29 protein-coding genes and 1 pseudogene are annotated in these 25709 nt (G+C 62.5%); 10 read left to right on the forward strand and 20 right to left on the reverse strand.

Annotated features, from left to right (window positions below; genetic code table 11):
* Window positions 1-68: 68 nt before the first annotated feature.
* Entirely contained in the window at window positions 69-1196 is a 1128-nt protein-coding gene (locus K0H47_RS30525) for a GGDEF domain-containing protein (RefSeq protein ID WP_063029748.1), read from the forward strand.
* 3 nt (window positions 1197-1199) lie between these two features.
* Here K0H47_RS30525 and K0H47_RS30530 read toward each other — a convergent pair whose 3' ends face one another.
* The 7 genes from K0H47_RS30530 to K0H47_RS30560 all read right to left on the reverse strand — a co-directional run bounded on the left by K0H47_RS30530 (window position 1200) and on the right by K0H47_RS30560 (window position 9180).
* Complete coding sequence (locus tag K0H47_RS30530; protein WP_177071551.1) at window positions 1200-2876, reverse strand: ATP-binding protein; 1677 nt, start codon at window positions 2874-2876, stop codon at window positions 1200-1202.
* Between the two features lie 140 nt (window positions 2877-3016).
* Window positions 3017-3436 (reverse strand): organic hydroperoxide resistance protein, encoded by a 420-nt coding sequence (locus tag K0H47_RS30535; protein ID WP_219274184.1) that lies wholly within the window; start codon window positions 3434-3436, stop codon window positions 3017-3019.
* A 139-nt stretch (window positions 3437-3575) separates the two neighbouring features.
* A complete protein-coding gene (locus tag K0H47_RS30540; protein WP_063029755.1) occupies window positions 3576-4430 on the reverse strand; it encodes a CAP domain-containing protein in 855 nt (284 codons plus the stop codon).
* Between the two features lie 81 nt (window positions 4431-4511).
* Complete coding sequence (locus K0H47_RS30545) at window positions 4512-5837, reverse strand: MFS transporter (protein ID WP_201141688.1); 1326 nt, start codon at window positions 5835-5837, stop codon at window positions 4512-4514.
* Window positions 5838-5895: 58 nt separating this feature from the next.
* Complete coding sequence (lhgO, locus tag K0H47_RS30550; RefSeq protein WP_219274186.1) at window positions 5896-7089, reverse strand: L-2-hydroxyglutarate oxidase; 1194 nt, start codon at window positions 7087-7089, stop codon at window positions 5896-5898.
* Between the two features lie 107 nt (window positions 7090-7196).
* Entirely contained in the window at window positions 7197-7907 is a 711-nt protein-coding gene (locus tag K0H47_RS30555; protein WP_219274188.1) for a FadR/GntR family transcriptional regulator, read from the reverse strand.
* 46 nt (window positions 7908-7953) lie between these two features.
* Entirely contained in the window at window positions 7954-9180 is a 1227-nt protein-coding gene (locus tag K0H47_RS30560) for an MFS transporter (protein WP_219274189.1), read from the reverse strand.
* Window positions 9181-9291: 111 nt separating this feature from the next.
* Here K0H47_RS30560 and K0H47_RS30565 point away from each other — a divergent pair, with 111 nt between their 5' ends.
* Both K0H47_RS30565 and K0H47_RS30570 read left to right on the forward strand, forming a co-directional pair.
* The gene (locus K0H47_RS30565) at window positions 9292-10182 is read left to right on the forward strand and encodes a LysR family transcriptional regulator (RefSeq protein WP_093209569.1); all 891 of its coding nucleotides are present in this window, start codon (window positions 9292-9294) and stop codon (window positions 10180-10182) included.
* 112 nt (window positions 10183-10294) lie between these two features.
* A complete protein-coding gene (locus tag K0H47_RS30570) occupies window positions 10295-10969 on the forward strand; it encodes a GNAT family N-acetyltransferase (RefSeq protein WP_093209572.1) in 675 nt (224 codons plus the stop codon).
* Here the strand turns inward: K0H47_RS30570 and K0H47_RS30575 are convergent.
* Window positions 10966-11568, reverse strand: a complete 603-nt coding sequence (locus K0H47_RS30575) for a TetR/AcrR family transcriptional regulator (RefSeq protein WP_063029769.1) — start codon at window positions 11566-11568, stop codon at window positions 10966-10968. The two genes, K0H47_RS30570 and K0H47_RS30575, sit on opposite strands and share 4 nt — an antisense overlap.
* 90 nt (window positions 11569-11658) lie before the next feature.
* Between K0H47_RS30575 and K0H47_RS30580 the strand changes: the two genes are divergently transcribed.
* Window positions 11659-12264, forward strand: a complete 606-nt coding sequence (locus K0H47_RS30580; RefSeq protein ID WP_177026076.1) for an NAD(P)H-dependent oxidoreductase — start codon at window positions 11659-11661, stop codon at window positions 12262-12264.
* Here the strand turns inward: K0H47_RS30580 and K0H47_RS30585 are convergent.
* Window positions 12261-13118: a LysR substrate-binding domain-containing protein gene (locus K0H47_RS30585; RefSeq protein WP_219274191.1), complete on the reverse strand. Its 858-nt coding sequence runs from the start codon at window positions 13116-13118 to the stop codon at window positions 12261-12263. The genes K0H47_RS30580 and K0H47_RS30585 overlap by 4 nt on opposite strands.
* A gap of 107 nt (window positions 13119-13225) precedes the next feature.
* Between K0H47_RS30585 and K0H47_RS30590 the strand changes: the two are divergent.
* Together K0H47_RS30590 and K0H47_RS30595 are read left to right on the forward strand one after the other, a co-directional pair.
* Window positions 13226-13333: pseudogene (locus tag K0H47_RS30590) on the forward strand (carboxymuconolactone decarboxylase family protein); the annotation flags it as partial.
* Window positions 13334-13371: 38 nt separating this feature from the next.
* Window positions 13372-13746 carry a tautomerase family protein gene (locus tag K0H47_RS30595; protein WP_219274192.1) on the forward strand — a complete coding sequence of 125 codons (375 nt, stop codon included), beginning with the start codon at window positions 13372-13374 and terminating at the stop codon, window positions 13744-13746.
* A 1-nt stretch (window position 13747) separates the two neighbouring features.
* On the opposite strand, the gene K0H47_RS30600 is transcribed toward K0H47_RS30595, so the two are convergent.
* From K0H47_RS30600 to K0H47_RS30620, 5 genes are all read right to left on the reverse strand, one after another.
* Window positions 13748-14137: a hypothetical protein gene (locus tag K0H47_RS30600; protein WP_201141700.1), complete on the reverse strand. Its 390-nt coding sequence runs from the start codon at window positions 14135-14137 to the stop codon at window positions 13748-13750.
* Window positions 14138-14169: 32 nt separating this feature from the next.
* Complete coding sequence (gene aroA, locus K0H47_RS30605; RefSeq protein ID WP_093209582.1) at window positions 14170-15426, reverse strand: 3-phosphoshikimate 1-carboxyvinyltransferase; 1257 nt, start codon at window positions 15424-15426, stop codon at window positions 14170-14172.
* Window positions 15427-15510: 84 nt separating this feature from the next.
* Window positions 15511-15969, reverse strand: a complete 459-nt coding sequence (locus tag K0H47_RS30610; protein ID WP_063029781.1) for a nuclear transport factor 2 family protein — start codon at window positions 15967-15969, stop codon at window positions 15511-15513.
* A gap of 11 nt (window positions 15970-15980) precedes the next feature.
* Window positions 15981-16811, reverse strand: a complete 831-nt coding sequence (locus tag K0H47_RS30615) for an SDR family NAD(P)-dependent oxidoreductase (protein WP_177071557.1) — start codon at window positions 16809-16811, stop codon at window positions 15981-15983.
* Window positions 16808-17707 carry an NAD-dependent epimerase/dehydratase family protein gene (locus K0H47_RS30620; protein WP_063029785.1) on the reverse strand — a complete coding sequence of 300 codons (900 nt, stop codon included), beginning with the start codon at window positions 17705-17707 and terminating at the stop codon, window positions 16808-16810. Before K0H47_RS30620 ends, K0H47_RS30615 begins: the two co-directional genes overlap by 4 nt.
* 114 nt (window positions 17708-17821) lie before the next feature.
* On the opposite strand from K0H47_RS30620, the gene K0H47_RS30625 reads away from it, so the two are divergent.
* Complete coding sequence (locus K0H47_RS30625) at window positions 17822-18721, forward strand: LysR family transcriptional regulator (RefSeq protein WP_063029787.1); 900 nt, start codon at window positions 17822-17824, stop codon at window positions 18719-18721.
* Here the strand turns inward: K0H47_RS30625 and K0H47_RS30630 are convergent.
* Window positions 18718-19518, reverse strand: a complete 801-nt coding sequence (locus K0H47_RS30630) for an isocitrate lyase/phosphoenolpyruvate mutase family protein (RefSeq protein WP_063029789.1) — start codon at window positions 19516-19518, stop codon at window positions 18718-18720. The genes K0H47_RS30625 and K0H47_RS30630 overlap by 4 nt on opposite strands.
* 174 nt (window positions 19519-19692) lie before the next feature.
* On the opposite strand from K0H47_RS30630, the gene K0H47_RS30635 reads away from it, so the two are divergent.
* Both K0H47_RS30635 and K0H47_RS30640 read left to right on the forward strand, forming a co-directional pair.
* Complete coding sequence (locus tag K0H47_RS30635; protein WP_063029791.1) at window positions 19693-20046, forward strand: DUF1428 domain-containing protein; 354 nt, start codon at window positions 19693-19695, stop codon at window positions 20044-20046.
* A gap of 212 nt (window positions 20047-20258) precedes the next feature.
* Window positions 20259-20888 (forward strand): lytic polysaccharide monooxygenase auxiliary activity family 9 protein, encoded by a 630-nt coding sequence (locus K0H47_RS30640; protein ID WP_177117397.1) that lies wholly within the window; start codon window positions 20259-20261, stop codon window positions 20886-20888.
* An 85-nt stretch (window positions 20889-20973) separates the two neighbouring features.
* On the opposite strand, the gene K0H47_RS30645 is transcribed toward K0H47_RS30640, so the two are convergent.
* The 5 genes from K0H47_RS30645 to K0H47_RS30665 all read right to left on the reverse strand — a co-directional run bounded on the left by K0H47_RS30645 (window position 20974) and on the right by K0H47_RS30665 (window position 24783).
* A complete protein-coding gene (locus tag K0H47_RS30645) occupies window positions 20974-21528 on the reverse strand; it encodes a UPF0149 family protein (RefSeq protein ID WP_063029794.1) in 555 nt (184 codons plus the stop codon).
* 87 nt (window positions 21529-21615) lie between these two features.
* Entirely contained in the window at window positions 21616-22869 is a 1254-nt protein-coding gene (locus K0H47_RS30650; RefSeq protein WP_219274194.1) for a chloride channel protein, read from the reverse strand.
* A 114-nt stretch (window positions 22870-22983) separates the two neighbouring features.
* Window positions 22984-23667, reverse strand: a complete 684-nt coding sequence (locus tag K0H47_RS30655) for an anti-sigma factor domain-containing protein (protein ID WP_219274195.1) — start codon at window positions 23665-23667, stop codon at window positions 22984-22986.
* Entirely contained in the window at window positions 23664-24191 is a 528-nt protein-coding gene (locus K0H47_RS30660) for a sigma-70 family RNA polymerase sigma factor (protein WP_218262767.1), read from the reverse strand. Before K0H47_RS30660 ends, K0H47_RS30655 begins: the two co-directional genes overlap by 4 nt.
* 70 nt (window positions 24192-24261) lie before the next feature.
* The gene (locus tag K0H47_RS30665) at window positions 24262-24783 is read right to left on the reverse strand and encodes a DUF3455 domain-containing protein (RefSeq protein ID WP_218262768.1); all 522 of its coding nucleotides are present in this window, start codon (window positions 24781-24783) and stop codon (window positions 24262-24264) included.
* A gap of 137 nt (window positions 24784-24920) precedes the next feature.
* Between K0H47_RS30665 and K0H47_RS30670 the strand changes: the two genes are divergently transcribed.
* Window positions 24921-25700: a class I SAM-dependent methyltransferase gene (locus K0H47_RS30670; protein ID WP_218262769.1), complete on the forward strand. Its 780-nt coding sequence runs from the start codon at window positions 24921-24923 to the stop codon at window positions 25698-25700.
* The last annotated feature ends 9 nt before the right edge of the window (window positions 25701-25709 follow it).

Below are 25709 nucleotides of genomic sequence, written 5' to 3' on the forward strand. Positions count from 1 at the left end.
AGTTGTTAGGGCTACTGGCAGGATGCCACAATGGCACTTTGTCGCGGCAGTAAGATCAGGCGGACCAAATGAATGGCCTTGGGCGTGGGCAGGACCAGGATTGCTTCATCGAGGAGCAGGTACGAACAGATCGATTGCACCAGCTGTTTCGCCAATCATTTTCTGCGGTGTTCGGCAGTTATATGGCCGCCGCAATGCTCTGCTGGCTGTGCTGGGAACGTTTTGATCACTCGGTAATGCTGGTCTGGCTGGTGGTGCTGGCGGGCACGTCGCTGCTGCGAGTGTCGATGTTCATGGCCTGGTTTCGCTGCCCCAACAGTGATCGCACCCCCGCACGCTGGGAGCGGCGTTACTGGGTGACGCTGATGTTGTCAGCCGGGGTCTGGGGGATCGGTGCACTCGCGCTGATGCCCACCGACGACCGACTCTCCCAGGCCCTGGTGATGTTGTTCACCGTGGGCATGTCGGTCAGCGCCGTTTCTTGTTATTCGGCCTATCGCTACATGACCCTGGTCTCTATGGGCCTGGTTCTGCTGCCATGCACCCTGTGGCTGCTGTTTCAACCGTCCTCGATGCAAGTCGGCATGGCGCTGGCGGTGCTGGTGTTCTCTTCGTTTGTTGGCGGCGCCACGCGCAAGTTGTCGGATGCTTTGGAGAAAGCCTTTCGACTGACTCGGCAAATGGAACGTGCCCACAATATCTCCACCCGCGCCGCACAAACCGACGAGCTTACCGGGCTGATGAACCGCCGGGCGTTCTTCGAGCATGCGCAGTTGCTCTACGAACAGTGCCGGCATAACCAGCAGCCGTTGTGCGCGCTGATGATGGACATGGACCACTTCAAAAACATCAATGACACCTACGGCCACCAGGCCGGGGACCAGGTGCTGCGGCAGATCGGCGGGGTGATCAGCGCGTCGTTTCGCCAGGCCGATGTCTACGGACGGCTGGGGGGCGAGGAGTTTGCGGTGCTGCTGCCGGATACGTCGCTGGAGACCGGGCGGCACATCGCCGAACAGTTGATCAAGGCCATCGCAGGGCTGGCCAGCGAGCCGGTCCATGGGTTGACCGCGAGCCTCGGCGTGGCCTGGGCCCGGGCGGTGGACCAGGACCTGCACGGCTTGATGAACACCGCAGACAAGGCGCTGTACCGCGCCAAGGCCCTCGGGCGTAACCAGGTGGCCGTGGCCGAATAGGGCTCAGCCTTTGAGCAATGCCTTGGCCAATACCTGTGAGACCTGGTCGGCGGAGTAGGGCTTGGGCAGGAAGGCCAGGCCTTCGTAGCCGCTTTCTGCCAGCTCCTCGCTGTAGCCCGAGGTCAGCACCACCGGCAAGCCAGGCCTGCGCCGCCGCAGTTCCCTGGCCAGCGCCACGCCGGTGATGCCGGGCATCACCACATCGGAAAACACCGCATCGAAGCCCTTTACCTCTGTACCGGCCAGCTCCAGGGCCTGTTCGGCATTGGTAGCCCAGGTGGTCTGGTAGCCCAGGTCCTGGAGGATCTGATTGGCAAAGCGGCCCACTTCCAGGTTGTCTTCCACCACCAGAATATGGCGCTGGGCGCAGTCCGCGATCAGGCCACACCGCTCGGGGGCGCAGCGCTCGAAGCCCTCTTCGGGCACCACTTGCGGCAGGTACAGGGTAAACACCGTGCCTTGGCCGACCTCGCTGGCCACATCGACGTTGCCGCCTGACTGCTTGGCGAAGCCGAACACCTGGGACAGCCCAAGGCCGGTGCCCTTGCCGACTTCCTTGGTGGTGAAAAACGGTTCGAAGATGCGCTCGAACGTCTCACCGGGAATCCCGCTGCCGGTGTCAGTGAGGGAGATCGCAATAAACGCCTGCCGTGAGCCGGCGTCACCGCGGATGCTCGGCAGTGTCTGCTCGGCATCCAGGCGCAGGGTCAGGGTGCCCTGGCCGTTCATGGCGTCCCGGGCGTTGAGGGCGATATTGATCAGTGCGGTTTCAAACTGGCTGGAGTCGGCGCGGATGTAGCACGGCTGCCCCGGCATTTCGACGCGCACCTGAATCCGTGCGCCAGTGACCGTCTCGAGCATCTCGCCGATGTTCTTGACCCGCTGGGCCGCATCGAACACTTCCGGGTTGAGCGGCTGGCGGCGGGCGAACGCGAGCAACTGGCTGGTCAATTTCCCGGCCCGTTCCACGGTGTCGGTGACGGCGCTCATGTAGCGCTGGCGACGTTCTTCAGACAGGCTCGGCAGGCGCAGGAAATCGACGGATGAACGAATGATGGTCAGCAGGTTGTTGAAGTCATGGGCCACGCCTCCGGTCAACTGGCCGATGGCTTCGAGCTTTTGCGATTGGCGTAATGCGGCTTCGGTCTGGGTCAGCAGGGCAGTTCTTTCGTTGACACGCTGCTCCAGGCTCGCATTCAACTCGGTCAATCGTCGCGACAGGACAACGGTGGCGGTGGTTTCGGTGACGGTGTCGAGCATGCCGACCACCTTGCCCTGCACGTCGCGGATCGGGCTGTAGCAGAAGGTGAAGTACGCCTGCTCCGGCGCGCCGCCCCGTTCGATCGTCAACGGGTAATTTTCGATAAAAGTGGCTTTACCGGCGAAGGCTGCGTCGGCAAACGGACTGATTTGGGGCCAGGCTTCCTGCCAGATGTGGCTGAAAGGCCGCCCGAGGGCATCGGGTTTGTCGCCAAGGATCGGGATAAACCCATCGTTGTACAGCGTGATCAGCGAAGGCCCCCAGACGATCGCCTGGGGAAAACTGGAGGCAAGGCATAGCGCGACGGTGGTCTTCAATACGTCTGGCCATTGGTCCAGCGGCCCCAGTGGGGTATTGGCCCAATCGTGATGCCGGACCCGTTCGGCCATTTCGCCGCCGCCTTGCAGCCAGTTTGTCATTCGGTGAACGCCTTCTTTGCCACGGTTTGCTGAGCAGGGATGCCAAGCAACAGACACCCCTGGACCCAGCCAGTTCAGCGGGATTATCCACTAGATGGCACTTTAATGCCTGCGCTGGACAATGACCCGCCAAACCGCCTTCAGACCACGCTGATCGCAACCTCGATATTGCCGCGAGTGGCCTTGGAGTACGGGCACGTCTGGTGGGCAAGGTCTACCAGTGCCTGGGCGGTCGAATGTTCAATACCCGGCAGGCTGACCCGCAGGCGCGCTTGCAGGTAATAGCCGTTTTCCGGGCTGTTCACCAGGTCCACTTCGGCGCTCACCGCAGTGTCGGCCGGCAGGCGGATTTGCAGGGTTTGTGCAGCTTTGCCCATTGCGCCGATAAAGCAGGCGGACCAGCCGGCGCCAAACAGTTGCTCGGGGTTGGTGCCAGCCGTCTTGGAACCGGGCGGCGACAGCTTGATGTCCAGTTGCAGGTCATCGCTATGGGACGCGCCTTCACGGCCGCCAGTGGTGTGGGTTTTGCCGGTGTAGAGCACGGTGCTGTTCTGGGACATGACGGTTTCCTTGTGAGTGGCCCGGGGGGGCCGGTGTGCACAGGAAACCGTGCTGGCGTATCCGCAATGTGTCATCGCCAGTGGCTGCGCGCTTCGTAGTGTGTCGCCTCGGCGCAACGATACGTTGGGATACAAACCGTTATTGCTGCACCCCAAACAAGCCCGTCCAGTAGATGCCGGCATCACTTTTCGGGTCCATGGCATAGGCGGCGCCCATCTCGCGGAACTGTGGGTTCATCAGGTTGGCGCAATGCCCGGGGCTGGCGAGCCAGCCGTCGACCACTTTGCGCGGGGTGTCCATGCCGGCGGCGATGTTCTCGCCGATCTGCTGGCCGATGTAGCCCGCCAGTTCAGCCCGGTCCCCCGGCGTGCGGCCGTCGTGGTCGAGGTGATCGAAGAAGTTGCCATTGGCCATGTTGCGGGCGTGGCCGGCGGCGGCGGTGGCCAGTTCTTCGTTCCAGCTCAGGGGTGTGGTGGCGGCAAAGGCCTGGCCGCCACACTGGTGGGGTAGCTGGCGGGCGGCGTTGATGAGGTCGAGGACCTTCCTGCCTTCGGTCTGGGTCTCGCCCAGGCCACTGGTCAACAGCGGACGGGCCAGCACGATACGCCAGTCCTGGCCGCTGTTGCTCACGCCGATATCAATGAATTGCGGGTCGAGCACCACCCGGCAAAAACTTTCACGCACGGCTTTCATCGCGGCTTCGGCGTTCTTGGGCCCCGACAGGCTGATGGCCTGGACGTTGACCATCGGGTACGCCGCCCGCGCCAACGCCTGCTGCAGATCGCCGACGCTGTTGACCGGCAGCACCAGACGCGTGTCGCTGGCCAGCGGAGGCAATTCCTGGGAACCCTGAGTGCCGCAGCGCTGAACCTGGCTGCGGTATTGATTGATCGAGTCGACCAACAGGCTTTCTTCACCCGCCTGCGCCTGGGCGCTAAACACCAGACTGGCGGCCAGCGTCGTAAGACCCATCATCAATGACAGAACGCGCATGGACGTTTCCCTTGAGCTTGAAAGTGCCCATGATGCGCGATGAAGGGGCATCCATGCACCCGTTGGTCCGAACTTTTTGCCTCAGTTCTTGAATGCCGAGTGTTTACGGCCCTGATCGCACAGGGCGAACACCACCACCAGCAGCGATGAGATGGCGAGGATTATCACAACGCCATCAGTGGAGTGGGTGGCCGACGCCGCAACCATCGACAAGGCGCCTAATGGCGCGAGGCCACCTGCGATAGCGGTGCCGATTTCGCGCCCGGTGCCAAAGCCTGAAGAGCGGGTCTGGGTCGGAAACTGCCGGCTCAGGAACGAACCCTGGGGCGCGAACATCATCGGGGCGAGGATGCCGGTGGCCACGCCGATGGCAATGTAGATCATCAGGCTCTCACCGGTATTGAGCAGCGCCAGGAACGGGTAGGCAAACAGCAGCGACAGCAGGCCGCCGAGCATCAGCACGGTCTTGCTGCTCCACTTGTCGCACAACCAGCCGAAGCACGGCACGGCGACGATGGCGATCAGGCTGGCGATAGTCACCGACAGCGACGTCACGTGCACATCTACGCCCTTGAACTGGGTCAGGTACGCCAGGGAAAAGGTCTTGAAGATGTAGCTCAGGGCGTTGTAGCCAATCGCCACGAAGAACACCACCGCCAAACCCTTGAGGTCATTCTTGAATAGCGCCTTGAGCGGCGAGGCCTTGGCCTTCGCGGTTTCCTTGCTCAGTTCCTTGAATTCCGGGGTTTCCGGGATGCTGTTGCGCACCCACAGGCCCACACCCACCAGCGCGATGCTGCAAATGAACGGAATCCGCCAGCCGCCGGCCAGCAGGAATTCGTTGCCGTTGATGGTCAGCAGGTACACGGTCAGCGACGACAGCAGCAAACCCAGGTTCAGCCCCAACGCCGGCCATGCACCCTGGCTGCCGCGCTTGCCTTCCGAGGCATGCTCGTAGGAGGTGACTGCCGCTCCAGACAATTCGGCACCGGCGCCCAGGCCCTGGATGATGCGGATAAACACCAGCACGATCGGCGCCCAGATGCCAATGGAGGCGTAGCTGGGGATCAGGCCGATCAGCGTGGTGCACACGCCCATCATGCAGAAGGTCAGCACCAGCACTTGTTTACGCCCGAACTTGTCGCCCAGGTAGCCAAACAGAATGCCGCCGAACGGGCGGGCGATGAAGCCGATGGCAAAGGTAGAAAACGCCATCAGCGTGGCGGCCTTCGGGTCGCTGTTATCGAAGAAGATCTTCGAGAACACAATCGCCGCCATGGTGGCGTACAGGTAAAAGTCATACCACTCCAGCATCGAGCCGAAGATCGTCGCGGCCGCGACTTTGCGCAGGCGTTTCTGGGTTTGTTCGGGGGTTTCAACGTCCGGGGTGCGGGCTGTTGCCGTCATTCTGTACTTCCTTATGAGTCATTATATTTATTGTCAAAGTGACGCGTGATGCAGGGTGTCAGTCGGGCTTGAACATGCGGTCGGCGATCATCGCGCCGATAGGGATTGCGGAGGTGGCAGCGGGTGAGGGCGCGTTGCACACGTGGAGCATTCGCGGGGTCTGGGCGAACAGGAAGTCGTGCACCAGGGTGCCGTCGCGCATCACGGCCTGGGCGCGGATGCCGGCTTCGTAGGGCAACAGGTCTTCGATGTTCAGCGACGGACAGTACTTGCGGCATTGCTCCAGGTAGCCGGACTTGAACAGCGAGTTCTTCATCTCGACGCTGCCTGAACCGAGGTTCTGCCAGAGGGTTTTCCAGAAGCCGGGGAAGCTCGCGTACTGCGCCACATCGCGCCAGTTGATTGAGAACTTGCGGTAGTTCTCGCGGCCAAGGCCCAGTACCGCATTCGGGCCGACCGTGACGCTGCCGTCGATCATGCGGGTCAGGTGCACGCCGAGGAAGGGCAGCTCCGGGTCTGGAATCGGATAGATCAGGTGGTTGACGATGTTGTTCTTCGATTCCGGCAGGCGGAAGTATTCGCCGCGAAACGGGATGATCTGGTGGTCGATCTTGACCCCGGCCATTACCGCCAGACGGTCCGATTGCAAACCTGCACACACCACCAGGTGCTTGGCCTGCCAGCTTTCACCTCGGGTGCTGACGGTGACTTTGTCGGTGTCTTCGACGATGGAGGTCACGGTGCGCTCCAGGCAGATTTCCCCGCCGGCGCGGCGAATCACCCGGGCCATGGTTTCGCAGACTTCGCGGTAATCGACGATGCCGGTGGCGTCGAGAAACAACCCGCCCAGCCCGACGATGTTTGGTTCGCGCTGGCGCAACTGGTCGGCGTCCAGGCGTTCGACCTTCATGCCGTTGAGCTGCGAGCGGGCGTACAGGGCTTCCATTCGCTGCACTTCCAGCGGGGTCGAGGCCACCAGCAACTTGCCGCACACCTCGAACTTGATCCCGTGCTCGGTGCAGAACTGCTTGGTGGCTTCGGCGCCCCGTTTGCACAAGTCGGCCTTGAGGCTGCCCGGCGCGTAGTAGATGCCGGCATGGATCACGCCGCTGTTATGGCCGGTCTGGTGCTTGGCCAGCAGGCTTTCCTTTTCCAGGATTACCAGGGAAGCGTTCGGCTGGCGCTTGAGCAACTCCATCGCGGTGGCCAGGCCGACGATGCCGCCGCCGATGATGCAAAAGTCATAAATCATTGTTTTAGGTACCTACGCATTTCAGTCTGCTTATCAGGTTGTCAGACTAATGGTTTTGTTAAAAAAACGGCGTGCCCGACGGCACGCTTCAAAAGGGTTTGGATCGTTTAATTGATGGCGGGCAATTCCAGGTGCAAACGCCGTGCTGCCGCGCGCAAGTGGGCCTCGGCACAGGCTGCGGCGCTTTGGGCGTCGCCGTCGACGATGGCCTGGTACAGCGCGGTGTGTTCCTGGGTGGCGTCGGCCGAACCGCTGACAAAGCGGGTGGCAGAGTTTTCCCAGGCGGTCTTGCGCGCACTGGCCAGTTGGCTTCGGAGGAAGTCATGGAAGGCCACGAAATAGTCGTTCTTGCTGGCTTCGGCGATGGCGCGATGGAATTCCACATCGGCCAGGGCGGCGGCTTCAAAGTCGGCGCGTTTGTCGTGCATTTCCTGCAGGGCGGTTTTCATGCGGTGCAGGTCAGCGGCATCACGGCGCTGGGCGGCAATCGAGGCGGCCTGGGTTTCGATCCACAGGCGTACTTCGAACATTTGCGCGAGGTCCGGGCGGCGGCCGTTTTTTTCCGGAAAGCGGAACACGGTACCGGCCGGGGTCTGGGAAATAAATGAGCCCAGGCCACGCCGCGCAGTCAGTACGCCGTCGGCCTTGAGCTGGGCAATCGCTTCGCGCACCACCGAGCGGCTGACATTGAGCTGTTCAGCCAGTTGCTGTTCGGTGGGCAGGCGTGCTTCGGGCGCCAGTTGGCCGGAGTCGATTTCTGCACGAATGGCGCTGACAACGCGCATAACGAGCGAATCAGGGCGCTGGAGCTCAAGCATGGCAAAACCTTGGTAATCAGGTTGTCAGACAATAGTCGTTACGATTTTACCTTGTCAAGACAGGCGTCACGCGGAACCGGGCGCGTAGGGCCAGGAAAAGACCTACACCAATCAGTGCCAATGCCACGCCGAACGTGGCTTGCATCGCACTTCCCACGTCGGCGGGAGTGGCCGTGGAGAGGTCACCTGAAACGTGCGCAAAGACCGCACCCAATGCCGAGGCGCCCGCGATCAGCCCCACATTGCGCGACAGGTTGAGCAAGCCGGCGACCACGCCACGGCGGTCCGCCTTTACGTCGCTCATCACTGCGGTGTTGTTGGCGGCCTGAAACTGGGCGTAGCCGAGGGTGAGGATAATCAGCGGGCCGATGTACCCGGCAATGCCGAGGTTCGGTGGCGTCAGTGCGAGCAACAGGCAGCCGGTCAGCATCGCCAGTAGCCCGACAATCGTCATCGGCCCGCTGCCGAAACGGTCGGTCAAACGCCCCGCAGGTACGCCCATCAATGCGGAAACGCAGGGCCCGACTGCCATGGTCAGGCCCATCCAGGCGGGGTCGAGACCCGCACCGTGGGTCAGGTAGAACGGCCCGACGACGAGTGTCGCCATCATCACCGCCGATACCAGCGCGCTCATGGCCAGGCCGGCGCTCAGGGTCGAATCCCGTAGCGTCGACAGGAAACTGAACCTGGATTGAGCAGGCTGTCGCTCGCGGCGGTCGACGCGCAGATAACGCCGGGCGAGGGCAAAGGTCAGCAACCCCAGCGGCACGGTGATGAAGAACAGCACGCGCCAGCCAAACCCGGCGATCAACATCCCGCCAAGGCTTGGCCCCAGCGCGGTGCCCATGGCCGACATCGTGCCCAGCAAACCCATGGCACGGCCGGTACGCTCCTGAGCGACGGTCTCACCCACCAGCGCCATGGTCATCGCCATCATGATCGCCGCGCCCAGGCCTTGCAGGGCGCGGGCAGCAATCAACAGCCCGAGGGACGGGGCCATGCCGCACAAGGCCGAGGCCACGGTGAAGAGCAGTAACCCCGCCAGTAGCAAGCGGCTGCGGCCCATCAGGTCGCCCAGTCGCCCGACGCTGACGATCACGGCGGTGATCGCCAGCAAGTACGCAAGCACCACCCACTGCGCCGCCTGAAAGGATGCGTCAAACGCCTGTACCAGGCTTGGCAGGCCGACGTTGGCGATGCTGGTGCCCAAAGACGCCAGCAACATGGACAGTGACAGGGCGGCGAGGGCGCCACGGGGGGCAGGTGATTTCATCAAGAGGCTCCTGGATTTGACCGCTGTCGGAAATCTACGCCGTCCCCTAACATGGCGGAAGGCGCAGCATTTGCACTTTATACGTGCGCCAAACGCCCTGTGAGGTTTGCCGTGTCGACACCTGATTTCAATCTGCTGGTCACTCTGGATGTGTTGCTCGCCGAAGGCAGCGTCGCCCGTGCCGCTCAACGCTTGCGCCTGAGCCCGTCGGCGATGAGTCGGGCGTTGGCGCGACTGCGGGAAACCACGGGCGATCCGTTACTGGTGCGTGCTGGACGCGGCCTGGTACCAACGCCGCGGGCGTTGGCGTTGCGCGAACAGGTCAGCCAGTTGGTGCAGGACGCCGAAGCGGTGCTGCGACCCGCTGCGACGCTGGACCTGAGCCAACTGGTACGCACCTTCACCTTGCGCACCAGCGACGGATTTGTTGAAAACTTCGGCCCGGCGCTGTTGACGCGGATCGCCCGGGAGGCGCCGGGCGTGAGGTTGCGCTTCGTGCAGAAGCCGGACAAAGGCAGTACGCCGCTGCGCGACGGCAGCGTCGACTTGGAAACCGGCGTGGTCGACAGCAGCGCCAGCCCCGAGGTGCTGACCCAGGCGCTGTTTCGCGACCGGTTTATCGGCGTGGTGCGCAAAGGGCACCCGCTGAGCGAAGGCATCGTCACACCGCAACGCTTCGCCGAAGGCCAGCACATCTACGTGTCCCGGCGCGGTCGTGATCAGGGCCAGATCCATCAAACCCTTGAAGCGCTGGGGCTGACCCGGGACGTGGTAACCATCGTCGCCGGCTTCTCCACCGCCCTGGCGTTAGCCCGCAGCACCGACCTGATCGCCAGCGTGCCGGAGCGCCATACCGCCAACCTGCACAGCGACCTCCATCGCTTTGCGCTACCGTTTGCCTTCCCGGACTTCACCGTGTCGATGCTCTGGCACCCGCGCCTGGACGCCGACCTGGCCCATCGCTGGCTGCGCGGTTGCCTGCGGGAAGTGTGTGCGCAATGAGCCGAGCCTGGACACCCCTTTGGAAAGCGCCACAATGGGTGTTTCCGGGTCCACGGCGGCCCTTCAGCAGGTACAATCCGCCGGGCCTTAAAATGAAACACCAGGAATTCGAATGTTCAGCCTTACCCATTATGAAACCCCATGCGCCGAGCCGATCAACGCGCAGATCCTGCAGATGGTGGTCGACAACCTGACGGACATCAGCATGGTCGCCATCCCGCCGAGCAACCTGCTGTACAACGTCTACCAGTACGCGATCGGCTACGAAGTGCACCTGTACCTCGAAGCGCTGGGCGGCTCCAAAGGCATTGCGGTTGAATTGATCGTCGCACTGGACGCGCAGGAGCAGGTGATCGGCTTCCTGCTGTACCTGCCGGTGAAAGACGATCCCGAGGCGTGCGGCGTGGCGTACATGGCGGTGCACGCCAGCCATCGGCGCAAAGGCGTGGCGCGGGCGATGATGCAGGACATGCTGGCCCGCTACCCCCATGCCGAACTGACCTGCGCGGTAGAGAAGGTACCGGCGTTCGAGTCCATGGGCTTTCAACTGCGCGGCGTGCGCGGTACCCAGGTGCTGATGAACACCCGCGACTACAGCACTGACGGTCTGATGGGTTTGCTGGATGTGGCGTCGATCTACAGCTCGCTGGAGGTGCGACAGATCCACACTTATCTCCTGCAAAAACACGGTAAGCGGGCGATGATCGATGCGGAAAAACAACGTGATCGTCACTTCGACCAAATGACCCACAAGGCCCGGATGTTTGTGCACGCAAGGCTGGGCTAACGCGCTCCTCGACTCACCATCGACTTGATGCTTGCAAACAGCTCCTCCTGTGCCTCCAGCGCGCTGATTTCCCCGCTCGCTGCGGCATGGGACAAGGCTTCCGCTGCGCCCAGCATCCCCCTCAAACCGGCCTGGGTTATCACACCGTCCATGGCAAAAGGGGCGAGGGCATCGCGGCACTTGCCGAGGAATATCACGTCGTACTCACGCTTGATGCTCTCCAGTTCCGGACTGCCAGCCAAGGCGGAAATCACGCCCGGAATTTCACGTCCCTGCAGCAACACACAGTCGACATAGCACGAGGCGATGACCCACGCGCGGTCGTCCAGGGTGGGTTCGCTGGCTTCGATCGCGGCGGCAAACACCTGGTTCTGACGGGCGTCGAAATCTTCATACAGCGCGGCCAACAGCCCCGCGCGATCGCCAAAATGGCCATACACCACCGGCTTTGTAACGCCGGCCAACTCAGCCAGGTGCCCCAGGGTCAGGGCATCGGTGCCTTCTTCTCGCACCAGTTGCCAGGCCACGTCGAGCAACTGGCGCAACCGGTCATCCCGGGACAGGCGGCGGCGAGGGGCAGGGGATTGATCGCTTGACATGCTTATATACCAAAAGTAACTTACCAACGGTAACTTAGCTCAAGCCTACTCAATTTGCCTTCTCATCGCTACCCCGACGGAGTCACCGCCATGCACGCGCTGATCGTTGTTGCTCACCACGACTCACACTCCCTGACCCACAGCCTCGCCAAACAGGCCGCCGCCGGCATAACCGCCGCCGGCCACACCTTTGAAATCGCCGACCTCGCCGCTGAAGGTTTCGACCCGCGTTACAACGCCGCCGACCATAAAGTGCATCGCACCCGCGCCACGCCGCCGGCCGACGTACTGGCCGAACAGGCCCGACTCGACCGCGCCGACGCCTTGGTGCTGGTGTTCCCGATCTTCTGGTGGTCGATGCCGGCCTTGCTCAAGGGCTGGATCGACCGGGTATTCGTCAACGGTTGGGCGATCGACTACAGCCTTGAGACGAAGGTGGTGAAAAAGCTCGGCCACTTGCAGGTGCACTTGCTGGGCGTCGGCGGGGCGGACGAAGGTGTGTTTGAACGCCACGGCTATGCCAACGCCATGCGTACGCAAATCGACCACGGGATCTTTGATTACTGCGGTGCGAAAGTGCTGACATCCGAGCTGCTACTGGACTCGGAAAGTGGCGCTGCCGAACAGCACCTGGAAACGGTGGCGAAGTTGGGGCGACAACTGTTCGTGACCCTTGAACCTTGCGAAACCGCCTAAACCAGGCTGCTCTGTATGAGCGCTGCCAGCTGTGCTACCGCAGCGCCTGGCGCTGGATGGCTGCAATGCAATTCATAGCCAAGGGACGGCACCGGCGGCAGGCCGTCGAGCACCCGCAGGTGCGCAGGCAAACCGATGCGGGTGCGCAAGGTCACGCCCAGCCCGGCATCGACCGCCGCCCAGATCCCGCCCACGCTGGGGCTGGTCAAGGCAATGCGCCAGGCAATGCCGGCGCGGTCCAGGGCTTCAGTGGCCGCGCTGCGCAATACGCAGGGCGCCTCGAACATCACCAGGGGCAGCGGCGCATCTTCGGCGCGCGGTAGTAGGGGGTTGTCCCGGGGCCCGATCCAGTGCATGGGTGTCTGCCCCAGGCGGGTGCGGCAGGACGATGTCTGACCGGTTTCCCAGGTCAGCGCCAGGTCCAGGCTCGCGCTGTCGATCAGGGTCAGCAGCTCGGCATTGCGGCCTATCCGCACTTCAAGACTGATCATCGGATACAACCTGGCGAAGCGTCGAAGGATGTCACTGAGCACGTGCTCGCCAAAATCCTCCTGCAAGCCGAGGCGCAAGGTGCCTGCGGTTTGGGTTTCGTTAAGGCTGCTGAAGACAGTGTCATTGAGGTCCAGCAACCGCCTGGCGTGGCCGAGCAGCGCTTCACCCACCGGCGTCAGCACCAGCCCGCGCCCGGATTTGCTCAGCACCGGCGTGCCGACCTGTTCTTCGAGTTTCTTTAATTGCGCGCTGACGGCTGAGGTCGAACGGCCCAGGCGGTCCGCCGCTTTGGCAAAGCTGTTCAGCTCCACGCCGGTGACGAAGGTGCGCAGTACATCAAGGTCGAAGGTGGGACGGCGCATTGAATGGTCCATTAAATCGGGATGGTGGGTGCCATTAAATCTGATATTCGGAATGATCCTGGCTTGCTAGTTTTTGCCCGTCAACTGAATTGTCGGAGCGAGAGCCCATGAGCAACAAATTTACCGAGCTGACCCGCGACGTGCTGTTCGCCGATATCTGGGAGCGCGAGGGCCTGTCGCCCAGGGAGCGCAGCCTGATCACCGTGGCGGCGCTGAACCTGTTGGCAGCCATCCCTCCTGCGGAGTAACCACCATGCCTTACGCCCGAATCTCACTGCACCGTGGGAAATCCCCTGAGTATCTGCAAGCGCTTTCAAAGGGATTGCATGACGCCCTGGTTGAAAGCTTCAAGATTCCTGACGCGGATCGCTTCCACGTGATCCACCAGCACGAAATTGACGAGATGATCATCGACCCCAACTACCTGGGCGGCCCCCGCAGCCACGACTATGTACTCATCGCGATCACGGGCGGTAAACCTCGTGATACCGAGACAAAACGGCGGTTTTACCAAGTATTGGTAGAGCGGCTGGAGGCTGCGATTGGGCTGAGCCCCGAGGATGTGATGGTGGTGATTACGACGACGGCGGCGGATGAGTGGTCGTTTGCAGGTGGCAGAGGGAACTGATTCAACCCTCTCGAAACAAGTCATGAGCATCCAGCAACCGATACGCAATCTCCGGCCGTTTCTCCATGCCCTTGCGAATCGCTGCCGGAATCGACTGCCGGGTCTTGCGACACAACCCCGGCAAGTCATCGATAACGATCTGAATCCCGCGCATCGTCTTCACTTCCATATGGCCCGGCGCGACATGCACGCGAATCCCCAGTTGCTGGTGCATCAGCTGTTGCATGCGCTCCAGGTCGGGCAGGCTTTGCAGGTTTTCGAGGCGTTCGAGCAGGCGTTTTTCTTCCTGGCGCGTCAGGTGCAGGATACGCGGATCGGCGCCGGGAACGTCGAGCAGTTGCTCACGATTGCAGTCGCAGACGCCGGGTGGGCAGGGTTGGCGAATCGTCATGCAGTCTCCCTCCCGTTACCGGCGCCGGCGGCTTAATACGTCAGATGGACCCCAAGGCTTTCCAGCTCTTTCCAGTACTCAGGATAGGTCTTGCCGACGCAGTCCGGGTCCTGAATCCTGATCCCCGAGACCTTCAAGCCCGCCAAGGCAAAGCACATGGCGATGCGGTGGTCGGCGTGGGTGTCGATCAGCGCGTTGCACGTGGTGCCCGCCAGGGCCGGATCGCTGGCCACCAGCAAGTCATCACCTTCAATGGTCGCCAGGCCCGGACGGATTTCATTCAGGCCGTCATGCAGTGCCTGCACCCGATCACATTCCTTGACCCGCAGGTTGGCCAGTTCCGTGAAACGTACCGGCGTGTTGTTGAACGCGGCCAGTACGGCGAGGGTGGGGATTGCGTCCTGCATCTGCGAGCCGATGACTACCGGCTGCATCTGCGGGAACTGTGCGATCACTGCCTGGGCCTTGGCATCGGGCTGGGTGAAATCCTGCGGGGCGACACCGAGGTCGATGCGGCCGCCGGTCAACACTTCGGCAGCCCACAAGTAGGTGGCGGCGGAAGCGTCAGGTTCGATCAGGTAATCGTGGGCGGTGTAGCCGGTCGGGGCCACGCGCCAGGTGCTTTCATCAACGATGTCCACCTGGGCACCGAAGGCGCGCATGCAGTCCAGGGTCAGGTCGACGTAGCCACGGGCGCCAATGTCCTTGCCGGTCAGGGCCACTTCAATGGGGGCTTCGCCGCACGCCGCCAGCATCAACAGTGCCGACACATACTGGCTCGACAGTCCGCCGTCGATCTCGAAACGCTTGGCTTGCACGCGGCCAGTGCCATGGACGGTCACGGGTGGGCAACCGGTAGGGCTGTCGACCTGGATGCCATTCTGGCCGAGGGTCGCCAGCAGCGGGCCGATCGGGCGTTTTTGCATGTAGGCGTCGCCGTCAAGCACCACGGTGCCTTGCACGGTGGCCACGGCGGCGGTGAGAAAGCGCATCGCGGTGCCGGCGTTGCCGAGGAACAGCGGTTGCGCCGGCAATTGCAGCTTGCCAACACTGGTGACGACGAACGTGGTGTCATCCGGTTCATCGATCACCACGCCCATCTGCCGCAGGGCCACCGACATGTGGCGAGTGTCATCGCTTTTCAGCGCGCCGCTCAAACGGCTGGTGCCCTTGGCCAGGGCCGCCAGCAGCAGGGCACGGTTGGTAATGGATTTGGAGCCGGGGGGCGCTACCTTGCCGTTCAGTGGAAAGTTGGGCGGTGTAACGGTCACGGTTTTCTGCGAACTCAAGGTACAAGGCTCCTGCTTCAAGGCGGGTGGCGTTTGGCGGACACGAATAATCGGCCAAACACGCCACCCTTGTCGAGCATGGATCTACGCCTCAAGCCCCGCCACCGGCTTCCAGCCTGCCAGCGGCGTCAGAAAGTGCAGCTCAAAGCGCCGCTCGCTGAACGCCCAGCGCCCTTGCCGGCGTTCGAACCGGTCGTGATAAAGACCGCTGATCTGCACCTGTCCCAGTTCGTTATGGGTGCACAGGCAATCCACCGCAACCCTCGCGCTGGCGGTGTCGCCGCTGATGTCGATCAGCGGGTTGGCCATCCAGTGATGCATATGCGGCATGGCTGCCCAGTTGAGGTGGGCGGAAGCAATAATCGCTGCAACGCCGTCATGGCAGCCAAACGCGGCACCGAGGTCCAGCCGTGCGTCGTCGTGCCAGATGCTGCGCAGCAGCGTTTCGTCGCGAGCGTCGAAGGCGTGGGCGTACTCACTGATCAGGCGCTCCAGGGCGAAGCGGGTTTCCAGCTGTTCTACGCGGGTGATGAGGTCGGTCATGACAGAGGTCTCTATTGAGGGAAATCGGTGGAGGTGGACAGCGAGCGCCAGCGTTCAAGATCGGCGCGAACCTGGTCCAGCTTGGCTTCGACGACACTGAGCGCATCGCTGCCAGCGACGAAGCGCAAGGGCGGTGCTGCCAGAGCCGCCAATTGCACAACCGCCAGGCCTAGCCGATCCGGGTCGCCGATTTGCCGGTGATTACGAGCCTCGAAGACCGCCAGCGTGCGGGCGCGAAATTCGGCGTAATCCTCAAGTGCCCGGGTGCCAAGCTTGAGCATCCGGCTGTCGAGAAAGTCAGTACGAAACGCCCCGGGCTCCAGCAGCGTCAGGCGGATGCCGAACTCGGCGACTTCCTCGGCCAGGGCTTCGGAGAACCCTTCAATCGCAAACTTCGACGCCGAATACATCGAGGCCCCACGCACGCCCTTGAAGCCGCCATTGGACGACATCATCACCAGGTGGCCGCTGCGCTGGCGGCGCATCACCGGCAGCACCGCGCGGGTGACATTGAAGGTGCCGAACACGTTGGTGGCGAACTGGCGCTCGATGGCCTCGGGTTCGACTTCCTCGAATGGCCCGAACTGTCCGTAGCCGGCGTTATTGACCAGCACATCGATGCGTCCGAATCGTGCGATGGCGGCGGCCACCACCGTTTGGGCCTGTTGCTCATCGCGGATGTCCAGCGCGGCGGTCATCACCTGGTCGCTGCTGTAGGTCTGGTCCAGACGGGCCACGTCAAGGTCGGTGGCTACCACCTGGTCGCCGTTAACCAGCGCCGCGCGGGCGATGCCGGCACCCAGGCCGCCAGCGCTGCCGGTAATCATCCAGACGCGGCTCATAGCGGCATCTCGCTGCCGATCCAGTCGAGGATCGAAGCGTGACGCGGCGCCCAACCCAGCTCGGCGCGAGCACGCTTGGCCTTGACCCGGCTATTGGTGCCGAAGGTGTAATGCACGTGCATCGGGTCCCAGTGTCGTTCGGCTTCGTCGGCTGGCCATGACTGCACCGCGCCCAGGTTCATGCGCTTGGCCAGCGCGGCGGCCATATCGATAAACGACGCTTCACCGTTCTCCAGAAAATAGAACGCGCCAGCCGGGGCTTTTTCCACGGCCAGCAGGAACAATTGCGCAACGTCATCAATGTGCACGTTGGACCAGCGATTAACCCCACGCCCAACAATACGCATCACTCCGGTTTCCCGGGCGCGGGCCATCAGGAATGGCAGCTGGAAGCTGTGATTGGTCAGGCCATGGCCTACGCCATAGATATTGCTCGGGCAGATCACCACGCTGCGAATACCCAGGTCGGCGGCAGCCATCATGCGCAGGTCGATGTCGTAGCGGGCTTGCTTGGGGGCCTCGATGATGAACGGCGTGTCTTCGTCGAAGATGTGTTCGGACAGCGTATTACCCAACGCATCATCGCCGATGATGCTGGAGCCGCTGGTGTGGATCAGCAATTTGCCGGAGCCCCGCAGCGCCTCGATAAACGCGTCGACGGCGCCGGCGTGGTCGCTGTTGGCGGCATCAATCACCGCATCGGCTTGGCGAGCTTCGTCGATCAGTAACTGGCGATCATCCAGGCTACCAATCACTGGAGTGATGCCCTGGGCTTGCAGGCGTGCGGCTTTCTGCGGGTCCCGCAGCAGGCCGCGCACGCTGTGCCCTTGGGCAATCAAGTGATGGGCGACGCTGCCGCCGACGAAACCATTGGCACCGGTAAGGAAAATCTTCATGGGTAAAAGCCTGTGGCTGGGGAACGAGCCACCACCATAGGCGTGAACAATTAGCGGAAAAACAGGCCTCGGTTCTGTTTAGAATGGACTCCAGAGTCCTTAATGGGGGAGCGTATGGAAAGCCTGAATGCCATCGGCGTGTTTGTCGCGGCGGCTGAAGCCCGCAGTTTTGTCGGCGCGGGCAGGGCGCTGGGCATCTCGGCGTCGGCGGTGAGCAAGAGCATTGCCCGGCTGGAGGCAAAGTTTGGTGTGCGGCTGTTCCATCGCAGCACCCGCAGCATCACCCTCACGGCCCAGGGCACGCAGTTTGTCGAGCGCTGCCGGCGGGTGTTGGCGGAGCTGGAAGTGGCGGGTGAAGAGCTGTCGCAAACCCTTGCCGCGCCCCAGGGACCGCTGCGGGTTGGCCTGCCGATGATTGCCCGGCCGTTCCTGAGGATGTTCGGCGAGTTCCAGGCGTTGTACCCGCAGATCCAGCTGGACCTGGATTTCAACGACCGTCTGGCAGACGTGATTGCCGAAGGTTTCGACGCGGTCATCCGCAGCGGTGCGCCGAAGGATTCCGGGCTGTCGGCGCGTCCGCTGGGCACTTATCGAATGTTGGTCGTTGGCTCCCCGGATTATCTGGCTCGGAACGGAACGCCGCGTTGCCCGGAGGACCTGCACGCACATCGCTGCATCCATTTCCGCTTTCCCGCCTCCGGCAAACTCCAGGCCTGGCAGATGCGCCGCGACGAGCGAGCGCTGGAGCTTGAGCTGCCGCGCTCGATGATCTGCAATTCGGTGGAAGGGCGCATGGAGCTGGCGGTGCAAGGCCAAGGCCTGACTTATGCGGCCGACTTCGTGGTGCGCGAGGCGCTGGCGGCCGGGCATCTGGTGGAGGTGCTTGGGGATTACACCTGGGAGGGTGGCCAGTTCAACCTGCTCTGGCCGTCGGGGCGGCAGGTGCCGCCCAAGCTGCGGGTGTTTATCGAATTTATTGTCGCCAATATGCCGTTGGTACGTGGGACGTCTTAACCCGGCATGCGGCCATTCAAGTCGCCGTAGGTGAACGCCTTCAGCTCATGGGTATCGAGCTTCCCGGTTCGCAGGAAACCTTCGGCCAGGCTGTGCATGGCGCCATACAGGAATTCGGCGATGCTCGAGCCGGCCGTGAGGCGGCGTACGCCCAAGGCTTGCAGCGTCTCGGGCGCGGGCAGGCCGGCCCAGGCCAGCACGTTGACCGGCAAGTTGGTCGCCTGGCAGAGCTGACGGATTTCGTGTTCCAGATGGATGCCGGCGGCAAACAGCCCGTCGGCGCCTGCGCCCTGGTACAACGCCGCGCGCTTGAGGAGTTCTTCAAGGCGCTGTGGCTCTGGGGCCAATCCTTTCAAATACACGTCGCTGCGGGCATTGATAAACAGCTTCACGCCACAGCTGTCCGCCACACGACGGGCAACCTCGATCTTGCGCGCCAGCAATTCAGGGGTGCCGGCACCGTCCTCGATATTGACGCCGATGGCGCCCGCGTCGATTACGGCCTTGATCACCCGGCCCACGTGCTCCGGGTCGTCGGAATAACCGGCCTCGATGTCCACGCTCAGCGGCACGTCAATCACCCGGGCGATGGATTGCACGGTGCTGACCAGCAGCGGCAGCGGCAGCTGATTGCCGTCCTTATAGCCGTGGGTCCAGGCAACGGCCGCGCTGCTGGTGGCGACGGCCTGGCTGCCCAGTTGCGCCACCAGGCGCGCACCGCCGGCATCGGCGACGTTGGGCAGGATCAACAGTTGAGCATGGTGCAGGGCGTGGAAGGCGGTAGCGTGGGCGGTCATGGCGGGTCAGTCCTTTGGGTGGGCTTTGTTGTTGAAGGCGCCTGTCATATCAAGAATCGACCCGGCATCGCAATCGATAACACACCACTGGTCGACATTTCCCACGTTGATGTCGATTGAGCGCCTGATGGATCGACTACAGGCACAACAACCCGTCGAGTCAGGAGAATGATCATGTCTTACGTAGATGGCTGTGTGATCGCGGTGCCCACCGCAAACCGCGAACAATTCATCCGGCACGCCAAGGCCGCAGCCGTGGTGTTCAAGGAACACGGCGCGCTGAATATCATCGAGTGTTGGGGCGATGACGTGCCCCAAGGGCAGGTGACCTCGTTCCCCATGGCGGTCAAGCTCAAGGAAGATGAAACCGTGGTGTTTTCCTGGATCCTGTGGCCATCACGCGAGGTGCGTGATGCCGGGATGAGCAAGGTGATGGAAGACCCGCGCCTGAAGGCGGACGCCAATCCGATGCCGTTTGATGGGCAGCGGATGATCTATGGCGGATTTGAGCTGATCCTGAACACCTGAGGCCAGGTGTTCACGGACGGCCGCTGTAGTCCGATCGCCTGTTGCAGGGTAGGACCGACGACAGAACCGATGCAGGACCGCTACAAAAACTCCGCAAAACAAGGGCATGACGCGATTTGTCTGACAGAACCGTCGGGTAGACAACCCGGCGGGGTGGGCTAAGTTCAAGGCGCTTCCCATGAGGGGAAGTCTTCAATCAAGGAGTGACTGAAATGAACAAACCCCAGACTCAACTCAGGCATGGTCGCGTCGTAACCCCCGCCAGCCGTGGTTCGGTGGCGGTAGAGCGTGGCCTGTTGGAAAACTGGCAAGTCAACGAAATGGAAGGCGGCAAGAACTTCCCGGCCCTCAACGCCGGACCGTTTCCGGCACCTTACGAAACTGACGATCAGAGCGTCACGCCCCCCGCCGACGGGCACATCCTCAGCGGCGGCAAGACCGATGCCCGCGACTGCGTGAACTTCACCGACGAAGAAATGGGTAAGAAGCTCAACACCCCGTTTAACTGGCCGTTGTTGAATGTTGAAGCCGGCCAGGTATTCAAGGTGCAGTGGGCTTACACCGCCGCGCACGTGACCCGTGGCTATCGCTGGTTGATCACCAAGGACGGTTGGGACCCCAAGCAGCGCATCAGCCGTGCTCAACTGGAGGCCAAGCCTTTCTTTGAGGATTTCTACACCCAGGTGCCGTATTACCAGCACTCGGCAGAATTGAAGGCCAAGGTCGAGCATCAAGTGACATTGCCCAAGGGCAAGAAGGGCCGGCATGTGCTGGTGTTGATGTGGATCGTAGCCAACACTGGCAATGCGTTCTACCAGGCATTTGACGTCGATTTCAACTAGCGGCAACTGAACCTGGAGCAACAACATAAATGCGGCGAGGGAGCAAGCTCCCTCGCCACAGGTGTTGCGTTCAGCACACGCTCAATCAGCGCTGGGCCAACCAGTAGTCGTGCAACGCGCGGGCGGCCGGTTCGATAGCGGCTACCCGTTGCTGATGGGCATCAACATCCAGGTCTGCCGGCAGTTCGAAGTTGTCCTGCTCGGCGCACCAGGAAATCTTCTCCAGTTGCCCGGCCTGTTCGGCGGGCAGCTCTGGCCAGTTGCCAATGGCGGCGCCACGGATATAGCCAAAGCACCATTCTTCCGCCAGGGTCAGTGGCTGGTCCTGGTGCTCGGTTTCTTCGAAACGCGCCTTGAAACCTTGGGCATCGGTCGCCAGTTGCGTGGCAATAGCATTCATATGGCGCACGCACAGTTCAAGAAACTGCCCGGCTTCTTCCGGGCTTTCCCAATCCGGGTTCTGCCCACCAAAGATACCGGGAAACCATTCGGCAACCTCCACCTGCGCGGGGCTTGAAACCAGTGCGGTGAAGTAGCCGTCGAGCTCGGCCAGGTTCAGCACCGAATGGTCGTCGCCGTACTTGAGCAGGGTTTCGTCGATGAACTCGAAATCGGCGGGGGCGAGGGGTTGGTCGTGCATGGGCATATCCTTTGTGCGTAGAACGCCGCTGAGGGGGCGGCTTAAAGCGCGGAGGATGGCGCGTGTCGGGGTTTTAATCCAGCTTCTTCAACGCTTTTCCCACAGGACGCACAGCTTGCTCATGCACATCGAACCCGCCACTGCGAGAATGATCGGCACCAGGAAGTCATGGTCGATGCGGGTGAATTCCGCCACCAGCACAATCGCCGTCAACGGCATGCTCATGCTCGATGCCAGGAACGCCGCCGCACCAATGATCGCGAACGCCCCCAGCGGTACGCCGGGCCACAGCAGGTTCCAGGCGCCACCGAGGATGATCGCGAGCAGGGCGCCGTTGGCCAGCGCCGGGGTCAGCAGACCGCCTTCGGCACCGGCGCGCAGGCTGCTGGCGGTGATCAGTACTTTGACCACCAGCAGCACGGCGGCCAAGGCGATGGTCAGCTCGTTGTCGAAGCCCAACTGCGCCGGGCCTTTGCCGTTGCCGAGGATTTGCGGCAGGAAAATCGCCAGGCCGCCAATGATGGTGAAGTTGATCAGCGACAGCACCGGCAGCCGCCAGCCACGGGCGGCGTTGCTGCGGGCGGCGCCGGTCAGGCGGGTGAACCCATAGGCGGCCAACCCGAACACCGGCCCGCAGGCCAGCGCCCAGGCGATCAAGCCAGGGCTGAGCACAAAGTGCGGCACCATGTATTGCGCCTCTGCCCCCAAGCCAATCCAGGCCACCGATGCGCCGATGGCCGAGGTGGCCAGGGCGATTACCGCCGCCGGCCAACTGAACACGCCCACCAACACTTCGAGCACAAACACCGCGCCACCCAGCGGCACGTTGTACACCGCCGCCAGCCCGGCACCCGCGCCGCAGGCAACAATCAACCGATGCATGTCCGGCGCCAGCCGCGCCCGTTGTGACAACCAGGTGGCGGCCAGCGCGCCGACTTCCCGTGGCGCCACTTCACGGCCCAAGGGCGAGCCGAAGGCCACGGTGATGATTTGCAGCACGGCGTGGGCGAGGGTGGTCTTGGGCGGCATGATCGGCGCGTCGGCCGAGACCGCTTGCTTGATGCTCACCAACGGGCGGCCATAGCGGTAGATCAACCACCAACCCACACCGGCCACCAGGCCGCAGGTGATCAGTACCAACACCCGGCGTTCGGGCGCGGCGGCGGTGACGCCGAGCAGAAAGGTTTCATGGCTGATCAGGCTGTCGAGGCTGTAGCCGTAGGCCAGGTGCTGAATGCCGTGCAGCAGCAAGGCGAGGAGCATGCCGCCCAGGCCGGCGCCGATGCCGGTGAAGATGACGACGAGGGCGAGAATCAGCAGCGAACGGGTTTTTGAGGGCATGAAGGGTCCAGGGAGCCGGGTTTTCGAGCCCGATTCTATAGCGCAATGGTGACGCCATAGCCCCGAGATGTAATGCCAGTGCACGAACTGGCCTTCCACAACATTGCATTACGTTCAGATTACTTTAACCGCCCGGCCGATTGCCTGAATCGGACCTGTCGGCTTGCCGGTTTTCGAGCCGCCCGGATTTTCCAGGGTCAGCTCAAACAGCTGGTTCGGTGCCAGTGGCGGGAGTTTGTCCAGGGGCACAGATAACGTCTGCCCGGGTTTGACCAAGCCCAGCGACACCGGGCCTTGCCAGTCTTCGCCCTTGGTCCAGAACTGCAAGGTCTTGTCTGCCGGTACTTCCATGACGCCCAGTGGAATCAGCTGGATTTCCTGAGTATTACTCGCCTGGATCACCCAGCCCGGCGCCCGGTTTTGCGGGGCGACCAGCACCACCACATAAGCGGTCGGGTTGATGGCAGCCGTACGGGTCAGTAGCAACGTCGCCAATACCAGGCTTGCCGCGATGCCCGCACCGGCCAGCCCGCGCCACAGGGCCAGCCGGTTCCACCACGAGACGGGCGAATCGTGATTGGTCGAATGCCCCAGGCTGCGCTCGATGCGTCGCCATAAATACGCCGACGGCGTTGCGGGCGCAGCCTGTTCGGTCAATGGCAGCAGGCGCTGCTCCCAGGCGTCCACCGCTGCGCGCAACGCGGTGTCGGTTGCCAGGCGCTGTTCCACCTCGGCACGCTGTTCGGCGGGCAAGGTGCCCAGCACATATTCGCTGGCCAGTTCGTCGATGCTGTTCATGCCATGCACTCACGCAATGCCGCGAGGCTGCGTTTGATCCACGCTTTCACGGTGCCCAATGGAGTGCCGAGTTTGTGCGCGATTTCGCTGTGGGAATAACCGTCTACATACGCATGCAGGATGCAATTGCGGCGGGCCGGGTCGAGTTGTTCGAGGCAACTGTAGATCCGCCCCGAGCGCGCTTGATAGTCGAAGGTGTCGGTGGGCGCTGCGCTTTCATGTTCTTCGCTGAGGGGCACTTCGCGGCCACTACTGCGCACAGCATTCAGCGCCAGGTGTCGGGTCACGCTGTACACCCAGCCGCGGGCCGAGCCCTTGTGCGGGTCAAAGCTGGCGGCACCCCTCCAGATCTTGATAAAGGCGTCATGCACGATGTCTTCGGCCACGGCCTTGTCGCGCACGATGCGCAAGGCAACTCCCAACAGCCGGGAGCTTTCCTGTTGATACAGCCCGCGCAAGGCCAGTTGTTCGCCACGGGCGCAGGCCAGCAGGCAGGCTTCATAGTCAAAATCGGTTTCAGGCAAAGACAGGTTTCCAGGTGGAGGCCCCGGCGGTGAGCCCGGGGCGCTTTCGCAGCAGCGTAGACGAGTTTGGTTAATTGGCCGCCCAGAAGATGTAGTCAGCCTGGTACTTCACCACTGCCTGCTGGCCCTTGTTGGCCGCGGTGCATTCGGTGCTTGGTGCTACGCCACCTTTGAGGGCAACCCGTTGAATGTACGCGACGCCACTCATCGCCCCCTTGCCTTCGGCTGGGTTGGCCTTGACCAGTTGATAGGGCAGGTTGCCGGGGCTGGACGGTGCCACCGCCAACTGGGTGCCGGTGACTTTCGAGCCGTCCTTGGCCTGCCAGGTGGCCGGCGGGCCGAAGTAGCTGCCGACCTGCTGGCCACTGCGGTCATTGAGCACGGCCTTGGGCCCGACGAAGAACCATTCGGTCTGGCCGACAATGTTGGCCTTGTCCCGGCATTCATAAGTGATTTCGCCGACTCCAGTGGTTTCCATCGCCACCTTGTGACCGTCCGGCACCTTGATGCTGTCGGGTAAACCGGTCTGGGCGAAGGCGGTCGGTGCAGCGGCAAACAGGCAGGTCACGCAGAACAGGGCTTTGGCGTTCATCGGTATCTCTCCTTAAGGGCAGCAAGGCGCTGCTACCGGTACTACCCACGGCACGCGCAAACGGATGCAGCGATTAGAAAATAAATCGGTAAGGGCGCACACTGTGGCCCCCCGCACTACCAGAGGAGAGATTGGCAATGACCGGTGTTCACACGTCTGCTCAACAGGGTTTCTCTACTCAGGCCGTCACCTACGCCCAAGGCCGACCGGACTATCCACGGCAGCTCACGGGCTGGCTGACCGACGCCCTGCAGATCAATTCCCACTCCACAGTCATCGACTTGGGCGCGGGCACCGGCAAGTTCACCCGTTTGCTCAATACCGTGGCGCCGACGTTGATTGCGGTCGAGCCGGTGGAGGCGATGGGCGCGCAGTTGAAAAAGCTGCTGCCGAACGTGCGCCTGCTGTCGGGCATCGCCGAAGCCATTCCGCTTGAGGCGGCAACCGCCGATGCGCTGGTGTGCGCCCAAGCGTTCCACTGGTTCTCCACGGAAGCGGCCCTGGCGGAAATTCACCGGGTGCTCAAGCCGGACGGCCGCCTGGGGTTGATCTGGAACGTGCGTGACGAGTCGGTGGATTGGGTCGCGGCAATCACCGAAATCATCACGCCCTACGAGGGTGACACCCCGCGCTTTCACACCGGACGTTGGCGCGAGGCGTTTACCGGCGAGTATTTTTCCGCCCCCGAAATGACCTGCTTCCCCTACAACCACGTGGGCAGCCCTCAGGAAGTGATCATGGATCGCTTCCTCTCCGTGAGCTTTATCGCGGCGTTGCCGGAGGCGGAAAAGGCGCTGGTCACCGAGCAGTTGCAGTCTCTGATCAACACCCACCCGGCCTTGCGTGGCCGTGAGACCGTCGCGTTCCCGTACCAGACCCAGGCCTATCGCAGCCAGCGACTGACGAAAAAAGCATAAAGTCAGATC

The sequence above is a fragment of the Pseudomonas sp. Xaverov 83 genome (assembly GCF_019352905.1).
GTDB classification, from domain to species: Bacteria; Pseudomonadota; Gammaproteobacteria; order Pseudomonadales; family Pseudomonadaceae; genus Aquipseudomonas; species Aquipseudomonas yamanorum.

What these genes read in the sequence shown, in the direction of transcription:
- K0H47_RS30525 (WP_063029748.1), top strand. Translation starts at nt 69, where the DNA reads ATGAATGGCCTTGGGCGTGGGCAGGACCAGGATTGCTTCATCGAGGAG.
- K0H47_RS30530 (WP_177071551.1), bottom strand. Translation starts at nt 2,876, where the DNA reads ATGACAAACTGGCTGCAAGGCGGCGGCGAAATGGCCGAACGGGTCCGG.
- K0H47_RS30535 (WP_219274184.1), bottom strand. Translation starts at nt 3,436, where the DNA reads ATGTCCCAGAACAGCACCGTGCTCTACACCGGCAAAACCCACACCACT.
- K0H47_RS30540 (WP_063029755.1), bottom strand. Translation starts at nt 4,430, where the DNA reads ATGCGCGTTCTGTCATTGATGATGGGTCTTACGACGCTGGCCGCCAGT.
- K0H47_RS30545 (WP_201141688.1), bottom strand. Translation starts at nt 5,837, where the DNA reads ATGACGGCAACAGCCCGCACCCCGGACGTTGAAACCCCCGAACAAACC.
- lhgO (WP_219274186.1), bottom strand. Translation starts at nt 7,089, where the DNA reads ATGATTTATGACTTTTGCATCATCGGCGGCGGCATCGTCGGCCTGGCC.
- K0H47_RS30555 (WP_219274188.1), bottom strand. Translation starts at nt 7,907, where the DNA reads ATGCTTGAGCTCCAGCGCCCTGATTCGCTCGTTATGCGCGTTGTCAGC.
- K0H47_RS30560 (WP_219274189.1), bottom strand. Translation starts at nt 9,180, where the DNA reads ATGAAATCACCTGCCCCCCGTGGCGCCCTCGCCGCCCTGTCACTGTCC.
- K0H47_RS30570 (WP_093209572.1), top strand. Translation starts at nt 10,295, where the DNA reads ATGTTCAGCCTTACCCATTATGAAACCCCATGCGCCGAGCCGATCAAC.
- K0H47_RS30575 (WP_063029769.1), bottom strand. Translation starts at nt 11,568, where the DNA reads ATGTCAAGCGATCAATCCCCTGCCCCTCGCCGCCGCCTGTCCCGGGAT.
- K0H47_RS30580 (WP_177026076.1), top strand. Translation starts at nt 11,659, where the DNA reads ATGCACGCGCTGATCGTTGTTGCTCACCACGACTCACACTCCCTGACC.
- K0H47_RS30585 (WP_219274191.1), bottom strand. Translation starts at nt 13,118, where the DNA reads ATGCGCCGTCCCACCTTCGACCTTGATGTACTGCGCACCTTCGTCACC.
- K0H47_RS30595 (WP_219274192.1), top strand. Translation starts at nt 13,372, where the DNA reads ATGCCTTACGCCCGAATCTCACTGCACCGTGGGAAATCCCCTGAGTAT.
- K0H47_RS30600 (WP_201141700.1), bottom strand. Translation starts at nt 14,137, where the DNA reads ATGACGATTCGCCAACCCTGCCCACCCGGCGTCTGCGACTGCAATCGT.
- K0H47_RS30610 (WP_063029781.1), bottom strand. Translation starts at nt 15,969, where the DNA reads ATGACCGACCTCATCACCCGCGTAGAACAGCTGGAAACCCGCTTCGCC.
- K0H47_RS30615 (WP_177071557.1), bottom strand. Translation starts at nt 16,811, where the DNA reads ATGAGCCGCGTCTGGATGATTACCGGCAGCGCTGGCGGCCTGGGTGCC.
- K0H47_RS30620 (WP_063029785.1), bottom strand. Translation starts at nt 17,707, where the DNA reads ATGAAGATTTTCCTTACCGGTGCCAATGGTTTCGTCGGCGGCAGCGTC.
- K0H47_RS30625 (WP_063029787.1), top strand. Translation starts at nt 17,822, where the DNA reads ATGGAAAGCCTGAATGCCATCGGCGTGTTTGTCGCGGCGGCTGAAGCC.
- K0H47_RS30630 (WP_063029789.1), bottom strand. Translation starts at nt 19,518, where the DNA reads ATGACCGCCCACGCTACCGCCTTCCACGCCCTGCACCATGCTCAACTG.
- K0H47_RS30635 (WP_063029791.1), top strand. Translation starts at nt 19,693, where the DNA reads ATGTCTTACGTAGATGGCTGTGTGATCGCGGTGCCCACCGCAAACCGC.
- K0H47_RS30640 (WP_177117397.1), top strand. Translation starts at nt 20,259, where the DNA reads ATGAACAAACCCCAGACTCAACTCAGGCATGGTCGCGTCGTAACCCCC.
- K0H47_RS30645 (WP_063029794.1), bottom strand. Translation starts at nt 21,528, where the DNA reads ATGCACGACCAACCCCTCGCCCCCGCCGATTTCGAGTTCATCGACGAA.
- K0H47_RS30650 (WP_219274194.1), bottom strand. Translation starts at nt 22,869, where the DNA reads ATGCCCTCAAAAACCCGTTCGCTGCTGATTCTCGCCCTCGTCGTCATC.
- K0H47_RS30655 (WP_219274195.1), bottom strand. Translation starts at nt 23,667, where the DNA reads ATGAACAGCATCGACGAACTGGCCAGCGAATATGTGCTGGGCACCTTG.
- K0H47_RS30665 (WP_218262768.1), bottom strand. Translation starts at nt 24,783, where the DNA reads ATGAACGCCAAAGCCCTGTTCTGCGTGACCTGCCTGTTTGCCGCTGCA.
- K0H47_RS30670 (WP_218262769.1), top strand. Translation starts at nt 24,921, where the DNA reads ATGACCGGTGTTCACACGTCTGCTCAACAGGGTTTCTCTACTCAGGCC.